Consider the following 15,568-nt stretch of genomic DNA (forward strand, 5'->3'; position numbering starts at 1 on the left):
TCTATTGAAAAATCATTATTTTAAAATTTACAAAAAATCCCTAAAAATTTAGGCAAAATTTTTTATAACATGCTACATTCAATACGGCAACCAAATCTACGAAGAAAGGAAGCGACTTTTTATGAAATGCAAACTCGAAACGTTCCCCCCTTATCGCATTGCGTATATGCGGCGAGTCGGTCCATACGGTCCTGCCAATGTGGAAGTAATGGAGGAGCTAAAAAAATGGGCGAGGAAGAACCAGCTTCTGGATTCGGCTATCCTGTTTGCCATTCCACAAGACAACCCACAGACAACCGCACCTGAGCGCTGCCGCTTTGATGCTTGCATCGTGCTCTCCGAAAATGCCCAGTTGGACGCTGCCGATTCAGCTATCCGCGAAGGCGAGCTTGCCGGCGGGAATTACCTCGTTTTCGAAGTGAAGCATACAGCAGAGGACATCCAGCGGGCGTATACAGAAATTTTTCCTGCTCTCCACAGCAACGGCTACACGATGGACGATAAACCCATTCTGGAAAAATATACGGGCGATCTCACGACCAATCCTTATTGCGAAATATGTGTGCCTGTTAAGGTGTGATAGACCAGTCTGGCGGCATGGCAATACTTGCGGGATAACGTTGCCGGCATGACACGACATGGCGCGGCGTGACGACCGGCCGGCAGAAAGTTCATCTCCAGCTTTTTCTCGCTTGACGCAAAAAATACAATAAGGATAAGACACGTTTTGGGGAAATGGGGGCTATCCATGAACAAATCAGACCGCCTGCTGGCCATTGTGCTGGAGCTTCAGCGCAAGCGCACCTTGCGAGCGGAAGATTTGGCCGCGACATTCGAAACGAGTGTGCGGACCATTTACCGCGATATGCAGGCGCTGAGCGAAGCTGGGGTCCCCGTCGTCGGCTCGCCCGGGCAAGGCTACTCGCTGATGGAAGGCTTTTTTCTGCCGCCCGTTCGCTTTACGGTCGAAGAAGCCGTCGCGCTGCTGATTGGCGCAGACCTGGTCGAGCAGGCGTTTGGCAAAAATTACGGTCACAGCGCCCGCGGCGTCGAGCGCAAAGTCGAAGCGATTCTGTCACCGGAATTTATCCGGGAAGTAGAGCGAATTCGCTCGACCTTTCGCCTGCTCGACATCGGAGAAGCCAACCAGCGCGAACAGGAAAAACAATACGCCTAACTGCTCCACGAAGCCATCCTGCATCGCCGCAAGGTCCGCTTTCGCTATCGCAAAACCATCCCGGAAGCGGACGGAAACCGCGAGAGCGTGCGCGACGTGGCTCCCTACGGGCTTGTGTTGGTGCGGGGCGTGTGGACTTTGCTTGCCTTTTGCGATCTGCGTCAGGACATTCGCAGGTTCCGCCTGTCCCGGATGGGCGGGCTGACCATGCTCGCAGACAGCTTTGACCTGCCGGAGCACTTTTCGTTTGACGATTACAAGCCTCCCGATGACCGCACACTCGAAGTCCGCTTGCTCATCCCGCCAGCGATAGCCGATCAGGTGCTGGAAGCAAAGTCCTTTTATATAGAAGAAATGGCCGATCATCCGGACGGCGTGCTGGTCACGCTGCGCGTCCGGCAGCTTGAGGAAATATCGTCCTGGGTACTGGGACTCGGGGCCAATGCCTTTGTTCTGGAACCGGAATCGCTGCGCCAAAAAATTCGCGAGGAAGCGGAAAAAATGCTCAAACGCTACTGACATACTGCTGTCAGTAGCGTTTTTGTATGCTAGGGCTAAGCAAATGAAGAGGAGCTGATTTTTTCATGAATCCAGTCGAAATCGTACGCAATCTGGAAAAGGTAACTGCTCATTACTTGCAAGAGCTGGAAGCATTCAGCATGGAGCAACTGCACAAAAAGCCGAGCGAGGACGAGTGGTCGTTGGGGCAAATGTACGTGCACCTGATCCAGACGGCCTTGCACATGCAAATCCCCAACATCGAAAAATGCCAGGCAGGCGGTCCGGAAGTTAACATGCCGGGTTCCGAGATGGGGGAGATCGGGAAAGGAATTTTTGCCCAAGGCTCTCTGCCGCCGATTCGCATCAAAATTCCTGCCTCGCGCGAATACACACCTGCCCAGCCCGCAAGCAAGGAAGAGCTGGTCAACGGCATGCAGGCTGTGCTTGAGCGCATGCGCGAGCTGGCCCCGACGCTGGACGATATCCCGGCCCACCACAAAGTCGAGCACCCTGGCTTCGGCCCGCTCGCTGCCAAAGAATGGTTTGCGCTAGTCGAGATGCACTATCGCCACCATCTGCACCAATTGAACAGGCTGAAAGGCTAGCTTTTTTCCCTGAACATGCCAGCGAGCTTCAGGTAAGTCGGCGGAAACTCTGCCTGATAGCGCAGGAAGGACGGGATCGGATAGCGTATCCCGCCTTTTTGCGTGGCGGCCAATCCCTCCACCAGCTCGGCTGCGTCGCGAAAATGAAAGCTGAACGCCATCTCGTGGTCCTGCGTCTGGGCAAACAGCCGATCCCCGTAACAGGGGACGATCACTTGCGGCTGTCCGGTCTGGATCGGCTTGATCGCGATATCCGCACAGTCCGCCCGGCTGGAAAAAGTGGAAGGAATCGAGCCGCCGCGCTTGTAGAGCATCCCCGCCACCAGCCGCATCACCTGTGCCGCGTTTCCGTAAATGACGACCACATCCGGCTCGACCTGCGCCCGCTCCAACGGGTACGACACGTAGTAGCCGCTTTCCTCCGCCGAAAATTTCGGGACATCCGCCTCGCTTTTCGCTCCCGTCTCCAGCGAATCCGTGTACATCCCGCAGGCGAGATGGCCCTCGGTGTAGTACGCAGGCTGTTCCTCGTAGCCGAACGCCACCTGCGCGATCGGACAGGACAGGTCTGCCCCGTTCATGGCAATACTCCAGCCATAACGCCGCGAAAAGCCGACCGCCTGGCAAATCGTGATCGGATACCCCAAGTCCCGCTGCGGCCGCTTTGCCTTTGACGGCAATGCCGCTTCCTCGCGCATGATCGAAACGCCCACGGGAAACGTTTCCGTCCGCACATACGTCTGAATAGCCTCGTTCAGCTCCAGGGCGGTAATCGTACTCGTACTCATAGCGCTCTCCTCCTCGAATAAACAAACTCGCCTCGCGCAAAAATATCCGTACACAGAATTTTTCGTCTTTTCTATACCTATGTCCTGTCTGTCCGCCCTATTTCTTTGCAAGCTTACAACTTCGTAAGGTAGTGGAAAGGAAAATCAATATCTCTCCATCCCGATTCCTGTTAGGATAAAAAAAGATTACGCAACAGGCACGGAGGCTTGACCGATGAAAAAACTGGCAACATTTTTACTCGCGACGACGATCCTGGCGTTGTTTATCATAGGCTGTTCCAAGCCCAGCACGCCCGAACAGGTGCAGGGGCTGGGAAAAGAAGAAGCGGCGCAAATCGCTGCGGCCGCTGTCCGTCAATATTACCACGTTTCCGTAGATACCGCCGACCGGGAGATTACGCTCGAAGACCCTGCCAAGCTGATTGATGCCGCCACTGGCGAGCCGATCTACAAAGGAGTGCCCGTTCACGCCCTGCTTCGCGGCGAGCCGAAAAGCGGCGATATTTCCGGCTACCACGCGATTATCGAGCCAAAGACGAAGCAGCTTCTCTCGCTCTCGATTGACGTGATCGGCAAGGACGGCGAAAAAGCGACGAAAACAATCGCCGAAGCGGAGCTGGAAAAAGCCGCAGCCGACTTCGTTCGCTCGCAAAACTTGCTGGCAACGGCAAACTTTCAGCTCATTCGGACGTCAGAGCCGACGGACAATGACCTCAAGCGCTACTTTTACTATTCAGACGGCCACAACTCCATCGCGATTGGCGTAGACACTGCGTTGAAGCAGGTCGTCACTTTCACCTATGACTGATAGACTCGACCGACCGCCTCTCATGTAGTGCCAGACACAGCGTCTCTGGCCAAGACCCTATTTAACGGACATAGTAAACCCTGGGCAACAAGCTGGTGACGGTACCCACCTGGAGCCAGCTTGTTTCATTAACGTTACAATAGTCTTACATTGAACAATGTATAAACGAAAAAAGCAAAAGTTTTTGGATTTCCGGGAGAAATATATACCCAACCGGATTTTTATGGTAAAGTGAAATAAAATACATTTTTTGGAAGAAGGGAGACTCAGTGAGGTGTCGCTTTCACTAGGTGCACTAATTAGCAGTCATCGTAGTCGACGCAATCTAACACTAGCAGACCTTTCGGAAATGTCGGGAGTCAGTAAAAGTACCATATCGCTAATTGAAACAGGAGAAACCAAGCGTCCCAGCTATGCCACTTGGAGAAAGATAGCGGAGGCAATCGATATAGCACCTAGCGTCATCATTAACGCATTTGTAGACACTACTCATCATCCTAGAACATTAGAGCTCATTCTCGCAGAGGTTATCACCGAAGGATGGGAAGCTCTTGTCTCCAAAGTTGCTACGCATTATTTAGAGTCACCCAAGGTCGATACATTTAGAGCGTTAGATCATATCGACCGTACTGCCAGGGATACGGAGAACAAACGAATAAAACGCATTTTGTGGGATACGATTATTAATTTCACAAGAAGCAGGGGAATACCCTCATATCTGGCAAACGCCTTGTATGAAAGGTATTTGATTGAGCGTGACGACTTCGCTCGTTTCGAGGAAACATATCGACGTGGGAAGGAACTGCTTCTCTATGTCGAGCATCTCTATGTTGAAGATCGAATCGACTACTATTATAAAATGGGTGTTCACGCCAACATACTCGACTTACACGACGAAAGTATCGATTTATGCAGGCTCGGTTTACGAGAGGATCGGTCAGATAGCAGACCTAAAGCATCTGCATATATCTCCTTGTTTAACTCGTGTATTTATTTTGGAGACTTCCATATTGCTGACATCTACCTAAAAGAGTACGAAAACAGCAAATATGCTGATTTCCGAAAGAATCATTTTCGCGCTACTTTGCTTGCGAAAAAAGGGCAGCATGAGGACGCAATCAGTTTGTTCAACGTCTGTTTAAACGAGACTGACAGAGAAGGGCGTATCTCCATCGTCGTTGACCTCATGGAATCGTATTTGCAGGCCGGAAAGACAGACGATCTCATGCTCTTGCTCGAAACGGAGGATCAGTTTCTGCCAGAGAAGATGCCGCAGCATCCGTACCGAATTAAGACACTGGCCCAATACTACAGACGCAAGGCGCTGTGCCTAATCTCCATGGAGAAATATGATCAGGGTTTTCATAGCCTGATCGAAAGTATCAAGTATTACAAGCACATAGGCATAACGACAGAGGTCATCGAAGGCATCCGACTTTTCCTGCGCCATCATCGAACCAACAATAAAAATTTAACCTTTGAACACATGGAGTTAATCGAAAACATATGTGATAATATTTTGTAACATATAGAAGGAGGAGAGTTTAATGCAGAAGCTACTAGTGGTTTTTGCTCTTGTGGTGTTCTTTTCCTCGCCTGTAGTATCGGAAGCGTGTGATCCGAAGTCGGAGCCTTATCGAGTTGAACCTGATTGGTAAAATGTCGTGAAAGGAGAGGGAAGAAAATTCCTTCTCCTTTTTATTTCTCAATATTACAAGCGAAAAAATGTCCATTCCAAAGAGGACACTTTACTCAGGCAACGGGACTTTTCCACTAGCTCCCACTGTATTTTTCCTCGATTTCTTCTTTCATTTCCTGATACGTCTTGTTGGTGAGGTTCACCAAGTAATCGGTAAGCTCCTCTTTCGATTGCGCGGCTAACGCTTCCCTGGCCTGTCTTTGCTTCGTAAAATACTCCTTGGCCTGATGGCCGATCTTGCCGCTTGCCGCCAAATACTCGATTGCAGTCCCGAGGTTCAGGCTCTCCCGCCAGCTTTTGTCGTACCAGTCCCGGTTGTAGGCGTCGATCCACTTGCGGCGGTCGATCAGCACCGCGCCTACTTCCGTCAGGGCGTCCCGCTTCCACTGCTCCCACTTCTGGGCGATTTCTTTTGCCCGCTCCAGCTCTCTTTTGAATTGCTCGCGGTTCGTCACGTTGGCATACAAGCCTTCCGATGCCTGGGCAATCGCCTTCAGTTGCTTCTGCCCTTCGGCGTTCACGTCAAAGCCGATCACGTTTAAGAGCGGCATGATTTGCGACTGGGACAGATCTTTGGCTACGGCCACCGGATCGCCGCCGCAAGTCTCAATGCCATCGCTGACCAGGTAGATGACGTTCGTGTTTTTATCTGCCGAAAACGCGGCCAAATCTTGCTGGGCAAGCTTGAGAGAATGGGCGATCGACGTCCAGCCAGTCGGCTCAAACAGCGCAAGCGCCTGATCCAGCCGCTTCGGCTCGTACGATTGCAGCGGATAGACCAGATCGCTGCTGGAGCAGGAGAGCTGTCTGTCCCCATCGGCATTGCTCCCTTTATGTCCATAGACGCGCAGCGAAATGTTTGCTTCCTCCGGGAGTGATTCGGCAAATTCCTTGATCGCTTCCTTGGCCAGTTGCATTTTGGTTTTGTCTCCCATTTTGCCAGCCATGCTGCCGCTCGCGTCCAAAATGATTTCGACGTTAAAATGCTCCCGAAACTGAAACCGCGCATCCCCGATGTCCGGGCTTCCGAACGAAGCCATTTTCCAGCGATCCACAACCATCTGCGGACTGAGGTAGTCCTCGGAGAACAAACCGAGCAACTGATTCCAGTACAGTTGCAAATACGCCTCGTCCATCCCGTCCACCACGGTAGGCATTTTGTCGAGAATAGCCGAGATGGCAGGCCGATGCGGGTGTTGGGCGAGGTAAAAATGCGTACCCGCCAACTGCCCGGGCTGCTCCGCGATCAACTCCTGCGTGCTTTGCGGCCATTTCACCTCGCCTACTCGCGGCCCTGCTCCAGATGCGCCAAGGGTGCAGCCGCACAGCAGCAGGGCTATCATCAAGCTGTTTACCAGGCCAAGCATTCGCCTGTACGTACCGTGCATTCGGTCATAGCCTCCTTGTCGTGTGTATGTTCTGCATCATCGGATATGACGAGATGAACCGTTTTTGCTTTTACAGCGTGATGGAACTGAGAAAAAGGCCCCCTGCCGCATGGAGAAAGCCAATCTGTCTGCTCGATCCCGTCTGGTACACTTCCTCCTCGTGCTTTGGGTCAGGCATGAAGGAAAAGTCAAATGTAGTGGAGCGGAAGCGGACAGAGGTCTGCACCTGGATGCGCTCATCCGCGGTGACGACAATTTGCGAGCCGGGCACTGTGGCGTGATTGGCGTCGAGTATCGTGACGACGACATCCCGCAGCTTCGGAGCCGCTTGTGCCAAACCTGTCTGCACGTAGAACAGCAGCTCCACGTTTGCCGGCAGCCAGCTTGAGAGCACCTGGTCAATCGCTTCGTACCGCACCTCGCTCCTGGCCCAGTCCGGATGGCTCGCGCGGATGGAAGCCTCCGCCTGATCCACGAACGGCTTGATGTAAGCCTCGTCCTTCAAGCGCATAGGAGATTGATCGTAGCGAGCAAGCGCCTTTTCCATCTCGTCGTAGATCGGCTTGACCGCCGCCAACGCCGCTTGCTGCGCACTGTCTGACGCCTGCTCCTTGACGACGAAAACAGTCGAGAGGTTAAACAGCGCCATGAACAGGACGAGCATGATGAGCATGAAGATCGTAAGCGTAAAAATCGTGACATTCCCTCGTTCATTCCGCAAAAACGCAAGCCAGTCTCTCATCTAGTGAACCACCCTGCTCGTAATCTCGCGCTGAAACGAAATCGTCTTGTCTGCTTCATCCATGTTCCGCGTCAAAATATCCGGCAAAAAGGCGATTTCCAGGTTCGCGCCGATCATGACCTTGAAATACCCGTCACTTGTCGACTCGATGTACGACTCCCCTTTATTGAAGCCGATACCGCCGCCCGCTCCGGCGAGCACTTTTTCCGCCGCAGCGAGCGCACTGGACTCGCTCCCCGTAATGGCGAATACTTTTGCCGCCTCATTGGCAGCCGATTGTGCAGCGATTACCCCGTACACGCCGATCAAAAATTGCCAGCATACGAGCATGATGAGAAAAAGCAGCGGCAAAATCCCGAGAAACTCAATCGTGACCGAGCCTTTTTCATCAGACAGCGCACGCGCCAGCTTCCCTGCGTCCCTCGCGTCGGCGCGCCCCTGTCTTGCGCCCGGCATCACCCACTGCCTGGGCGTACGGTTAAACAGACGCATGTTTCTTCCGGAGAAAAGCCAGATGATTTTTTTTCATGAACGGCAGCCCGATCGCCAAAATGACTAGCTGGATCGGAAAATCTCCCCGGTAAATGGCGCCGATGATCGTCGCAGGCACAATCAAGGCGTAAAAGTAAAGCAGCATGAAATTCCAAAAACGCTGCCAGTTTTTCTCCTGCTTGGACATGTCATTTCCCCCTCCATGCTTTTTCGCTTGGCGCCAAGCTTTACCGCTTCACTTCTTTGCGGCGTGCGTACTCCATGCCAGACTGTTCAATATAGGGCAGCGCAAACCAGAAAAGCAGCAACGGATAAGGAATCGTCTCCCCCACTATCATGAGCAGGCAGCAGAGCGGCAGGAGCACGCCGTACAAAACAATCGCGATCCCGTTCCAAAACCGCTGCCTCTTCGCTTCTTTTGTCGTCAAGCCGTGTCCCTCCTCCCAGTATCCACGCTCTCCGCGTTCGCTGACTCGCTCATCCATTTGTGCGTGTACATCGTCAGCATCACCGCCATGAGCGGAAAGAAAATGACATTCAAGAGCAACTGCGTAAAGAAAACTGCGCCAAAGCTGGTCGTAATGTACGTGACCGTAAACAGCCCGATCACGCTGATGGCCCACTCGATGGCGCTAATCAGCAGAATCACGCCAAGGATGGAGAAAAAGTGCTTTTTCCCCAGCGCAAACGCCTTTTTCCAGCACTGCTGCACCGGCTGTTTTTTGATGACAGTCAAGTACGGGGTCAAGTAAAACAGCACGAGGATGACCACCCCTGGCACCACAAACAGCAGCATGCCAAACGACACTGCAAGCACGTAGACGATCCCGAAGACAAACACGGCAAAGCTTTGATCCAAAAACGTGCGCAGTGCCTGGCGAATCGGCCGCTCCTCTCCCGCAAGCTCGCTTTGCACATACTGGGCAAACGGAAGCTGAACGACCGACAAAAACACGAGCAGCAAAAACAGGTTGAAAAAGGCTGACACCACCTGCCCGCCTGTCAAGGCAGCGATAAAGTGGATATAGTTGACGGTAAAATTGTGAATGAGCAAAAAAGGCAGAACGACGACTGCTGACAAGAGCAGCATGGACTCGATGTTGCGCGTGTAAAACAGGAAGCTTTCTTTGATCGGATGCTTCACTCTGACTCATTCCCATCTAACGTTTTGGCGACCAGTCACAGCCAGCGTCAGGCGCTAGGCAAACAGTTTGAACAGCTTGCGGCCCCATTTCGCCAGCTTGCTGCCTACCCACAGAACGCCGCCGACCGAGACAAGCACGACAGCGACCGTCTGTCCTCCGGGAATCATCGCGGCGATGACGCCGGCATCCATGAGCGTGCTGCCGAAACTGCCTGTTCCGTCGATAGCATAGTCGATGCGTTCATCCTGGCTGTTGCTTGAATCAAACGCATCCTGGAAGTTCGTGAAGGTGTCGATGCTGTCAAACACGAGACTGATCCCCGCCGTTGCGACGTTCAAGCCTTTGACCAGCCCTGTCACTTGCAGGCCGCTTGCCGTGTCTTTGATGAACTTGAAATTCATCCAGGCGGAAGCAGCGTCGAAGCCGTCGACAGGCAAGCCGCTCACCCAGTCGAAGGAAGTGTCCTTGAGATGGATGTCGATTGCCTTGACGCCCAACTCGACGAGGAACAGGCTGCGCATGTTGGCAAAAGTAGCCGGGTCTACATTTCCTTCCGCGAGATCAGCCGCCATGCCGAGGCTGCCGCCGAACACGCTGTTGATCGACCAGTTGACATAGTCGTATGCTTTGGAATCGCCTTTGCCGGAAAAGCTGCCCGGTGTGACGCTGCCTGGCTGCGTATTTCCAGGAGTTAAGCTGCCCGGACGGGTATCTCCCGGATTGACGTTCCCCGGTTGGGTATCACCGGGATTGACGCTTCCCGGCTGGAAAGCTCCCGGGTTCACATTGCCCGGCGTGACGTTGCCAGGCTGCACATTGCCAGGTCGTGTGTTTCCTGTATCCAGACTCCCCGGCTGGATCTCGCCGGGCGAAATCTCTCCTATTTCCCACTGAAAACTACCGGGCTGTATGTCATTTGGCGAAATATTTCCCGGCCCGATCTCTCCCGGCTGGACTGCGCCTGGACGCACGTCCCCAGGCGCCAAAGATTCTGCATGCACAAAAGCTGCAAAGGGGAAGAGATTCATCACCAGAATGAACAGGGCCACGATCGCTGCCCAGTTCGTGCGTCTTACATGACGATTCACAGCATTCACCCCGATTTCATTAGTCCCTGGCAAACCGCCGATCGGCGGCGCTAGTTACCGCCTGCCTTGGTGCCGTACTGCTCAGAAATGGCTTCAATGGTTTCCTTGTAAGATTTTTTGGCCAGGGAATCGAGCAAATCTTCCAGTTCGTCCGCCCGCTTATCCACGTTTCGTTTATGCTCATCCTGCAGGCGGCCCAACTCTTCGGCAAGCTGCTGCGGGAAACGTTTATCCCTTTTGATCTGACGAATCATCCAGTCGATGTTTCGCTTTTCATCGTCGGCCAAAAAATTCCACTTCAGCTTGTATTGCGTATTGTTTAGGAGCTGCTTGACTTTCCGGGAGTGCGCTTTACTGGACTCTTTGCTCTTCCAATTGTGCCATTCGAGAGCAATTTCTTTTGCTTTGAAAAATTCATCTTGCAGCCCTTTTTTGTCGCGAATAGACACATAGCGGCCGCGCGCTGCTTCTGCGACTGCCTTAAGCTGCTTTTGCCCCTCTCCATCCACGTCAAAACCGATGACATTCAAGATAGGTGTAATGTTGGAGTCAGCCAACTGTTTGGCTGCTGCCACCGGATCGCCACCGCACGTCTCGATTCCGTCGCTGACGAGAAAAATCAGGTTTGTGTTCTTGTCCCCAGCAAGCTGGCTCAAGTCTTTTTCTGCCTCCTGCAAGGAATAGGCTATCGGAGTCCAGCCTGTCGGCTGAAATTGGTTCAGACTTGCGGCAAGCTTTCCGGCGTCGTATTTTTGCAACTCGTACACCAGCTCGCTGCTGCTGCAGGAAAGCGCCTTGTCGGACTCTTTACCGCTCCCTTTGTTCCCGTAAACGCGGAGGGCGACATTCGCCTCTTTGGGCAACGCCTCTGCAAACGCTTTGATCGCTTCCTTGGCCGCATCCATTTTCGTTTTGCCGTCCATTTGCCCAGCCATGCTGCCGCTCGCGTCGAGAATGATCTCCACGTTGTACTGCTCCTTGAACTGAAAGCGCGGATCGTCGATGTCGGGACTTCCAAACGAAGCCATCTTGATGTCTTCTATCAGCCGTTCCGGGTCAGGATAATCCTCGGCGAACAGCCCGAGCAGCGCCAAGTAGTACAGGTCGATTACTTCCTGATCGGGGTTTTCAATCGCAGGCAAATCGTTCAGAAACGTCCGAAGCTCTTGTTCATGCTCGGAAAAGTTCGTTCCGGCATAGCGCCCGATGGGAAAGCTGGCAATCTCGGCGGCCGTCTCCGGAATTTTCGTGGCCCCGTCAGGAAGCAGCGCCTTCAGGGCAGCGATCTGCTCCTCCCGCGACGGCTTCTGCTCCTGATTGGCCGGCTGTTCGACCTGCTCGTTGGGCGCTTCCGCTGGCGCAGTCGGCTCCTGCGTGCTCGGCGGCTCGTCGCTGGAGCAACCATGCAAGACGACCATCAGCCCAAGGGCTGCAATCAGTACCTTGATAGCTTTCATCTGTATGTACCTCCGTCATGTCAGAGCTGCTTGTTGTTCGCCAGGCAACAGAATAGGGAAGTTAGTGGTGAAAACCAGCTTTCACCACTAACCGTCGGCACTGGCATCAACATGTTGGCATTAGTCACCTGTGATCTTGTCACCAATGTGCCCAATGACTTCCGACAGCGTGTTGGAAACGGCGTTACCCACATTCTCGTCTTTGCTGAAAAAGGTTGCGACAGCGCCAAGCACCGCCAAAACGACCGCAGCCAGTGCGATCCATTCGATTGATTGCGCGCCTTTTTGGTTGCGCAGGGAAAAGCTTGCTCTTACAAACAGTTTTTGCATCATGGTTGTCATCATCGTTTTTCCTCCAAACCGGAATATTTTTAATAGGTACAAAAATAACTCCCGGACGTCTCTACCTGCATCACCTCCCTTTCAGGCGTCCGCTTCTTCATTCATTGAAAAATGCCGGTAAACGTTTTGGCATTTTCCAGGATGTTCAGCACCATCAGCCCGCCGATCATCAGCATGGCAGTTGGCGCGACGACGAGCGTGGTAATCAGCGTCACTTTTGGCGAGGCTTTCGCCGCCTTTTCCTTGACCAGCTCTTTGCGCATTCTCCGCATGTTGTCCGCCTGCACCTTGAACGTCACCGAGATTGGCACTCCCAGGCGCATCCCCTGGATCAGCGCCTTAATCAACATCTGAAATTCCGGGTTGTCGTTTCGCTTGAGCAGCTGCTCATACGCTTTTTCCCGCGGCACGCCAAGGTCGATCTCCTGGTTGAAGCGCGAGAACTCTTCCTGAATGGGTCCGCTGAAAAAGCGAATGACTTCGCGCAGGGCATGATCGAGGCTGACCCCGGCCTGTAGCGTCACGCTGACGGTGTCGAGAAATTCGGGCAGATCGTAGCGAATTTGCTGCTGGCGCTCGCTCGCCTTTTTCTTCAGCCAGAGGATCGGCAAAAAATAGCCGGCCAGCGGCCACAGAATCAGCCCGAACTGGGCGAAGGGAAAGCCCAGGACGAACAGCAGCGCCCCGACGATGATGCCGAGCAGCGTCAGCACGATTTTTACCCCTTGAAAGCGGGCTACCGTCAGATCGAGCGGGCGGCCCGCCTTGAGCAGCCAGTCCTCCACTTCGTGCGATTCGCTGAAAAAATTGAAGCGCTGGCCCAGGACCGCATAGTCATCCCCGTAGCGCAGCAGCCGCTTGACCAGTCGTTCCGAGGCGGTTTCCGGCTTGCGCACATCGTACGTCCGATGACCCGTCACTTCGTACATATGCTCGATCAGCGTGCGTTTTTGCACAGAAAACAAATACCATTCCTTTAAAAATATGGCAAAGAACAATAAAAACAGAAACAGGCAGGTGATGATTAGTGCATCCATCGTTTCACACCTTTATGTTGGTCACTTTTTTTACCAGGATGTAGGACAAAAGCGTTCCGATCAAAAACAGTCCGAGCAGCACCAGCCCCATCGGCGTAAACAGCGGATCGATAAAGCCTTTGTTAATCATGTTCATCATCAGCACCAGGGCGACGGGCATGATCGGGACAAGATACGAGACGTAGCGCTGCTCGGCAGTCATCGTCTTGATTTCCTGCGAGACGAGGCGGCGCTCCTCCATCGTCTCGGCCATCTCCTGCAGCACTTCGCTCAGGTTGCCCCCTGCCCTGCGCTGGATGAGCAGCGTCGCCGCGAAAATGCGGAAATCGCGCGTCGGAATCCGTTTTTCCATCTCCAGCAGCGCCCGGTCAAAACTGACGCCAAGCGCCAGCTCCCGCGACATCCGCTTGAACTCTTCTCCGGCTGGAGCATTCAGCTCTTTGGCCACAATCGCGATCCCCTGGGTCAGCGTCAGCCCTGCGCGCAACGAGTTGGCAAGCAGGCGGCACACCTCCGAGAGCTGATCGTTCAATCTCTCCAAATATTTGTGGCGCCGGGCAAAAAAGACGGCTTTCTGGATGACATACATCGAAGCTCCGCCCGCCATGAAGTTGTAGGGAGCCGGAATCGCCACTACACTGTGCAGGAAAAACCCAAGCCCCATCGTGCCGACGAACATGCCCGCGAAAAATTCGGAAGGGGTCAGCGGAATGTTGGCTTTTTTCAGCTTTTTGCCGATCTCCTGAGCGTACGGCTTCTGGTCGAAGCGGTCGCCCCAGACGACGATGAAGCTTTTGCGCTGAGTCTTTACCTCGTACCAGTCTTCCGCTTTCTTTTTCCACTCGTTTTTCTTCGAGCGGTATCCGAGGTATTCGTACATGCCCCAAATTCCGAACAGCACCGCCAGACTAAACAGAATAGCTAGGCTCACGTCTGCTCCCTCCCTTCGCCGTAAACATTGATTCGTCCAGATCAATTCCGAATACTTTGAGCCGCTCCAGGCTGCGCGGGATGATTCCGGTCGGCGTAAAATATCCGAGTACTTCGCCATTGCTGCCGATTCCGGTCCGGTGAAAGCGGAAAATTTCCTGCACCTCTACCCGTTTGTCCTCCGACTTCGCCACCTCGGAGATCGAGACGATTTTGCGCGTCCCGTCCGACAGCCGCATGACCTGCACGATGATGTCGAGCGCACTGACGATGTACTCGCGGACGATGGCAGAGGGCAAATCCATCCCCGCCATGACGACCATCCCTTCCAGCCGGTTGAAAGCGTCCAGTGGCGAGTTGGCGTGAACGGTGGTGAGCGAGCCTTCGTGGCCCGTGTTCATCGCTTGCAGCATGTCGAATGCCTCCGCGCCACGCACCTCCCCGACGATGATCCGGTCAGGCCGCATCCGCAGCGAGTTGCGCACAAGCTGGCGAATCGTAATTTCGCCTTTTCCCTCCATGTTCGGCGGGCGCGCCTCAAGCCCGACGCAGTTCGGATGGGTCAGCTTCAACTCCGCCGAGTCCTCAATCGTGATGATCCGTTCGTAGTGGGGAATCGCTCGCGCGGCCGCGTTGAGCAGCGTCGTTTTCCCGCTCCCGGTCCCGCCGGAGATCAGGACGTTCATTTTCGCTTCCACGACTGCCTGGATGTAGCGCGACATCGCCTCGTCAAACGAGCCGAATTGTTGCAAATCCTCCATTAAATACGGCTCTTTGCGGAATTTGCGGATCGACACCAATGTTCCGTTCAAACTGATCGGCGGGATGACCGCATTCACCCGGCTCCCGTCCTTCAGGCGGGCGTCGACCATCGGCGAGCTCTCATCAATCCGCCTGCCGAGCGGCGCCACGATCCGGTCGACGATGTGCCGCAAATGCTCCTCGTCGCGAAATTTCAGATCGGTCAGCTCCAGCCGCCCGCGCTTTTCGATGTAGACGAGGTTGTGCCCGTTGATCGAAATTTCCGTAATCTCCGGGTCCGCAAGCAGCGGCTCCAGCGGCCCCAGCCCCACCGATTCGTTAATCAGGCGAGTCAGCAGCAATTCTTTTTCGCTGCGCGGGATCACTACTTTTTCTTCCGACATGTACTGCGACACGAGCCGCTCAATCGCCACCCGCATTTCCTGCGAGCCAAGGCTGGTCAGCCTCTCCAGATTGGTTTCCCGCAAAAGCCGCGTCTTGTAATGCTCTGCCAGCTCGTCAATGTACGGGTTGAAGGCGGGAGCCGCAAGTGTCGCTGCCAGCGTCGCTCGTGGCGACTCGTCTTCTGCTGTCTTCTGCTCTTGCTTGCGCTTGAATAAAGCCATCT

Annotated in this window: 17 protein-coding genes and 1 pseudogene; 5 read left to right on the top strand and 13 right to left on the bottom strand. The window is 53.9% G+C overall.

Translation table 11 applies throughout. The features are described 5' to 3' along the window. Positions 1-121: 121 nt before the first annotated feature. From M655_RS24780 to M655_RS24790, 3 genes and pseudogenes are all read left to right on the top strand, one after another. Positions 122-580: an AraC family transcriptional regulator gene (locus tag M655_RS24780; protein ID WP_026558325.1), complete on the top strand. Its 459-nt coding sequence runs from the start codon at positions 122-124 to the stop codon at positions 578-580. Between the two features lie 168 nt (positions 581-748). After that, positions 749-1,696 (top strand): annotated as a pseudogene (locus tag M655_RS24785) (helix-turn-helix transcriptional regulator). 65 nt (positions 1,697-1,761) lie between these two features. After that, the gene (locus tag M655_RS24790) at positions 1,762-2,283 is read left to right on the top strand and encodes a DinB family protein (RefSeq protein ID WP_026558326.1); all 522 of its coding nucleotides are present in this window, start codon (positions 1,762-1,764) and stop codon (positions 2,281-2,283) included. Here the strand turns inward: M655_RS24790 and M655_RS24795 are convergent. Next, entirely contained in the window at positions 2,280-3,071 is a 792-nt protein-coding gene (locus M655_RS24795; RefSeq protein ID WP_035423302.1) for a DUF169 domain-containing protein, read from the bottom strand. The two genes, M655_RS24790 and M655_RS24795, sit on opposite strands and share 4 nt — an antisense overlap. A gap of 214 nt (positions 3,072-3,285) precedes the next feature. Here M655_RS24795 and M655_RS24800 point away from each other — a divergent pair, with 214 nt between their 5' ends. Then, positions 3,286-3,879, top strand: a complete 594-nt coding sequence (locus M655_RS24800; protein WP_005826742.1) for a hypothetical protein — start codon at positions 3,286-3,288, stop codon at positions 3,877-3,879. A 274-nt stretch (positions 3,880-4,153) separates the two neighbouring features. Continuing rightward, positions 4,154-5,404, top strand: coding sequence for a helix-turn-helix domain-containing protein (locus M655_RS24805; RefSeq protein ID WP_007787131.1), 1,251 nt, complete (start codon positions 4,154-4,156; stop codon positions 5,402-5,404). Positions 5,405-5,652: 248 nt separating this feature from the next. Here M655_RS24805 and M655_RS24810 read toward each other — a convergent pair whose 3' ends face one another. The 12 genes from M655_RS24810 to M655_RS24865 all read right to left on the bottom strand — a co-directional run bounded on the left by M655_RS24810 (position 5,653) and on the right by M655_RS24865 (position 15,566). Beyond that, positions 5,653-6,966 (bottom strand): VWA domain-containing protein, encoded by a 1,314-nt coding sequence (locus tag M655_RS24810; RefSeq protein WP_026558328.1) that lies wholly within the window; start codon positions 6,964-6,966, stop codon positions 5,653-5,655. Positions 6,967-7,036: 70 nt separating this feature from the next. Further along, positions 7,037-7,708 carry a TadE/TadG family type IV pilus assembly protein gene (locus M655_RS24815; RefSeq protein WP_026558329.1) on the bottom strand — a complete coding sequence of 224 codons (672 nt, stop codon included), beginning with the start codon at positions 7,706-7,708 and terminating at the stop codon, positions 7,037-7,039. Then, entirely contained in the window at positions 7,709-8,200 is a 492-nt protein-coding gene (locus tag M655_RS24820) for a TadE/TadG family type IV pilus assembly protein (protein WP_007787123.1), read from the bottom strand. Continuing rightward, the gene (locus tag M655_RS24825) at positions 8,187-8,387 is read right to left on the bottom strand and encodes a hypothetical protein (RefSeq protein ID WP_005826733.1); all 201 of its coding nucleotides are present in this window, start codon (positions 8,385-8,387) and stop codon (positions 8,187-8,189) included. Before M655_RS24825 ends, M655_RS24820 begins: the two co-directional genes overlap by 14 nt. A gap of 40 nt (positions 8,388-8,427) precedes the next feature. Continuing rightward, positions 8,428-8,628: a hypothetical protein gene (locus tag M655_RS24830; protein ID WP_005826732.1), complete on the bottom strand. Its 201-nt coding sequence runs from the start codon at positions 8,626-8,628 to the stop codon at positions 8,428-8,430. Beyond that, positions 8,625-9,344 (bottom strand): hypothetical protein, encoded by a 720-nt coding sequence (locus M655_RS24835; protein WP_026558331.1) that lies wholly within the window; start codon positions 9,342-9,344, stop codon positions 8,625-8,627. The genes M655_RS24830 and M655_RS24835 overlap by 4 nt, the downstream gene beginning before the upstream one ends. 54 nt (positions 9,345-9,398) lie before the next feature. After that, the gene (locus tag M655_RS24840) at positions 9,399-10,433 is read right to left on the bottom strand and encodes a hypothetical protein (protein WP_005826728.1); all 1,035 of its coding nucleotides are present in this window, start codon (positions 10,431-10,433) and stop codon (positions 9,399-9,401) included. Positions 10,434-10,483: 50 nt separating this feature from the next. Then, positions 10,484-11,890, bottom strand: a complete 1,407-nt coding sequence (locus M655_RS24845) for a VWA domain-containing protein (protein ID WP_026558332.1) — start codon at positions 11,888-11,890, stop codon at positions 10,484-10,486. A gap of 120 nt (positions 11,891-12,010) precedes the next feature. Further along, on the bottom strand, positions 12,011-12,235 hold the full coding sequence (locus M655_RS24850; RefSeq protein ID WP_026558333.1) for a hypothetical protein: 225 nt from the start codon (positions 12,233-12,235) through the stop codon (positions 12,011-12,013). A 98-nt stretch (positions 12,236-12,333) separates the two neighbouring features. Continuing rightward, positions 12,334-13,269, bottom strand: a complete 936-nt coding sequence (locus tag M655_RS24855; protein WP_026558334.1) for a type II secretion system F family protein — start codon at positions 13,267-13,269, stop codon at positions 12,334-12,336. 4 nt (positions 13,270-13,273) lie between these two features. Then, positions 13,274-14,200, bottom strand: coding sequence for a type II secretion system F family protein (locus M655_RS24860; protein WP_005826722.1), 927 nt, complete (start codon positions 14,198-14,200; stop codon positions 13,274-13,276). Beyond that, entirely contained in the window at positions 14,178-15,566 is a 1,389-nt protein-coding gene (locus tag M655_RS24865) for a TadA family conjugal transfer-associated ATPase (protein ID WP_005826720.1), read from the bottom strand. Before M655_RS24865 ends, M655_RS24860 begins: the two co-directional genes overlap by 23 nt. Positions 15,567-15,568 lie beyond the last annotated feature (2 nt).

Origin of the sequence: Brevibacillus sp. NSP2.1 (assembly GCF_000470975.2) — a bacterium.
GTDB lineage: Bacteria > Bacillota > Bacilli > Brevibacillales > Brevibacillaceae > Brevibacillus > Brevibacillus agri.

Bases quoted from the DNA above. Each gene is read 5' to 3' on its own strand.
- M655_RS24850 (WP_026558333.1), bottom strand. From the start codon at position 12,235: ATGATGACAACCATGATGCAAAAACTGTTTGTAAGAGCAAGCTTTTCC.
- M655_RS24865 (WP_005826720.1), bottom strand. From the start codon at position 15,566: ATGGCTTTATTCAAGCGCAAGCAAGAGCAGAAGACAGCAGAAGACGAG.
- M655_RS24800 (WP_005826742.1), top strand. From the start codon at position 3,286: ATGAAAAAACTGGCAACATTTTTACTCGCGACGACGATCCTGGCGTTG.
- M655_RS24825 (WP_005826733.1), bottom strand. From the start codon at position 8,387: ATGTCCAAGCAGGAGAAAAACTGGCAGCGTTTTTGGAATTTCATGCTG.
- M655_RS24820 (WP_007787123.1), bottom strand. From the start codon at position 8,200: ATGCGTCTGTTTAACCGTACGCCCAGGCAGTGGGTGATGCCGGGCGCA.
- M655_RS24845 (WP_026558332.1), bottom strand. From the start codon at position 11,890: ATGAAAGCTATCAAGGTACTGATTGCAGCCCTTGGGCTGATGGTCGTC.
- M655_RS24815 (WP_026558329.1), bottom strand. From the start codon at position 7,708: ATGAGAGACTGGCTTGCGTTTTTGCGGAATGAACGAGGGAATGTCACG.
- M655_RS24795 (WP_035423302.1), bottom strand. From the start codon at position 3,071: ATGAGTACGAGTACGATTACCGCCCTGGAGCTGAACGAGGCTATTCAG.
- M655_RS24810 (WP_026558328.1), bottom strand. From the start codon at position 6,966: ATGCACGGTACGTACAGGCGAATGCTTGGCCTGGTAAACAGCTTGATG.
- M655_RS24780 (WP_026558325.1), top strand. From the start codon at position 122: ATGAAATGCAAACTCGAAACGTTCCCCCCTTATCGCATTGCGTATATG.
- M655_RS24855 (WP_026558334.1), bottom strand. From the start codon at position 13,269: ATGGATGCACTAATCATCACCTGCCTGTTTCTGTTTTTATTGTTCTTT.
- M655_RS24790 (WP_026558326.1), top strand. From the start codon at position 1,762: ATGAATCCAGTCGAAATCGTACGCAATCTGGAAAAGGTAACTGCTCAT.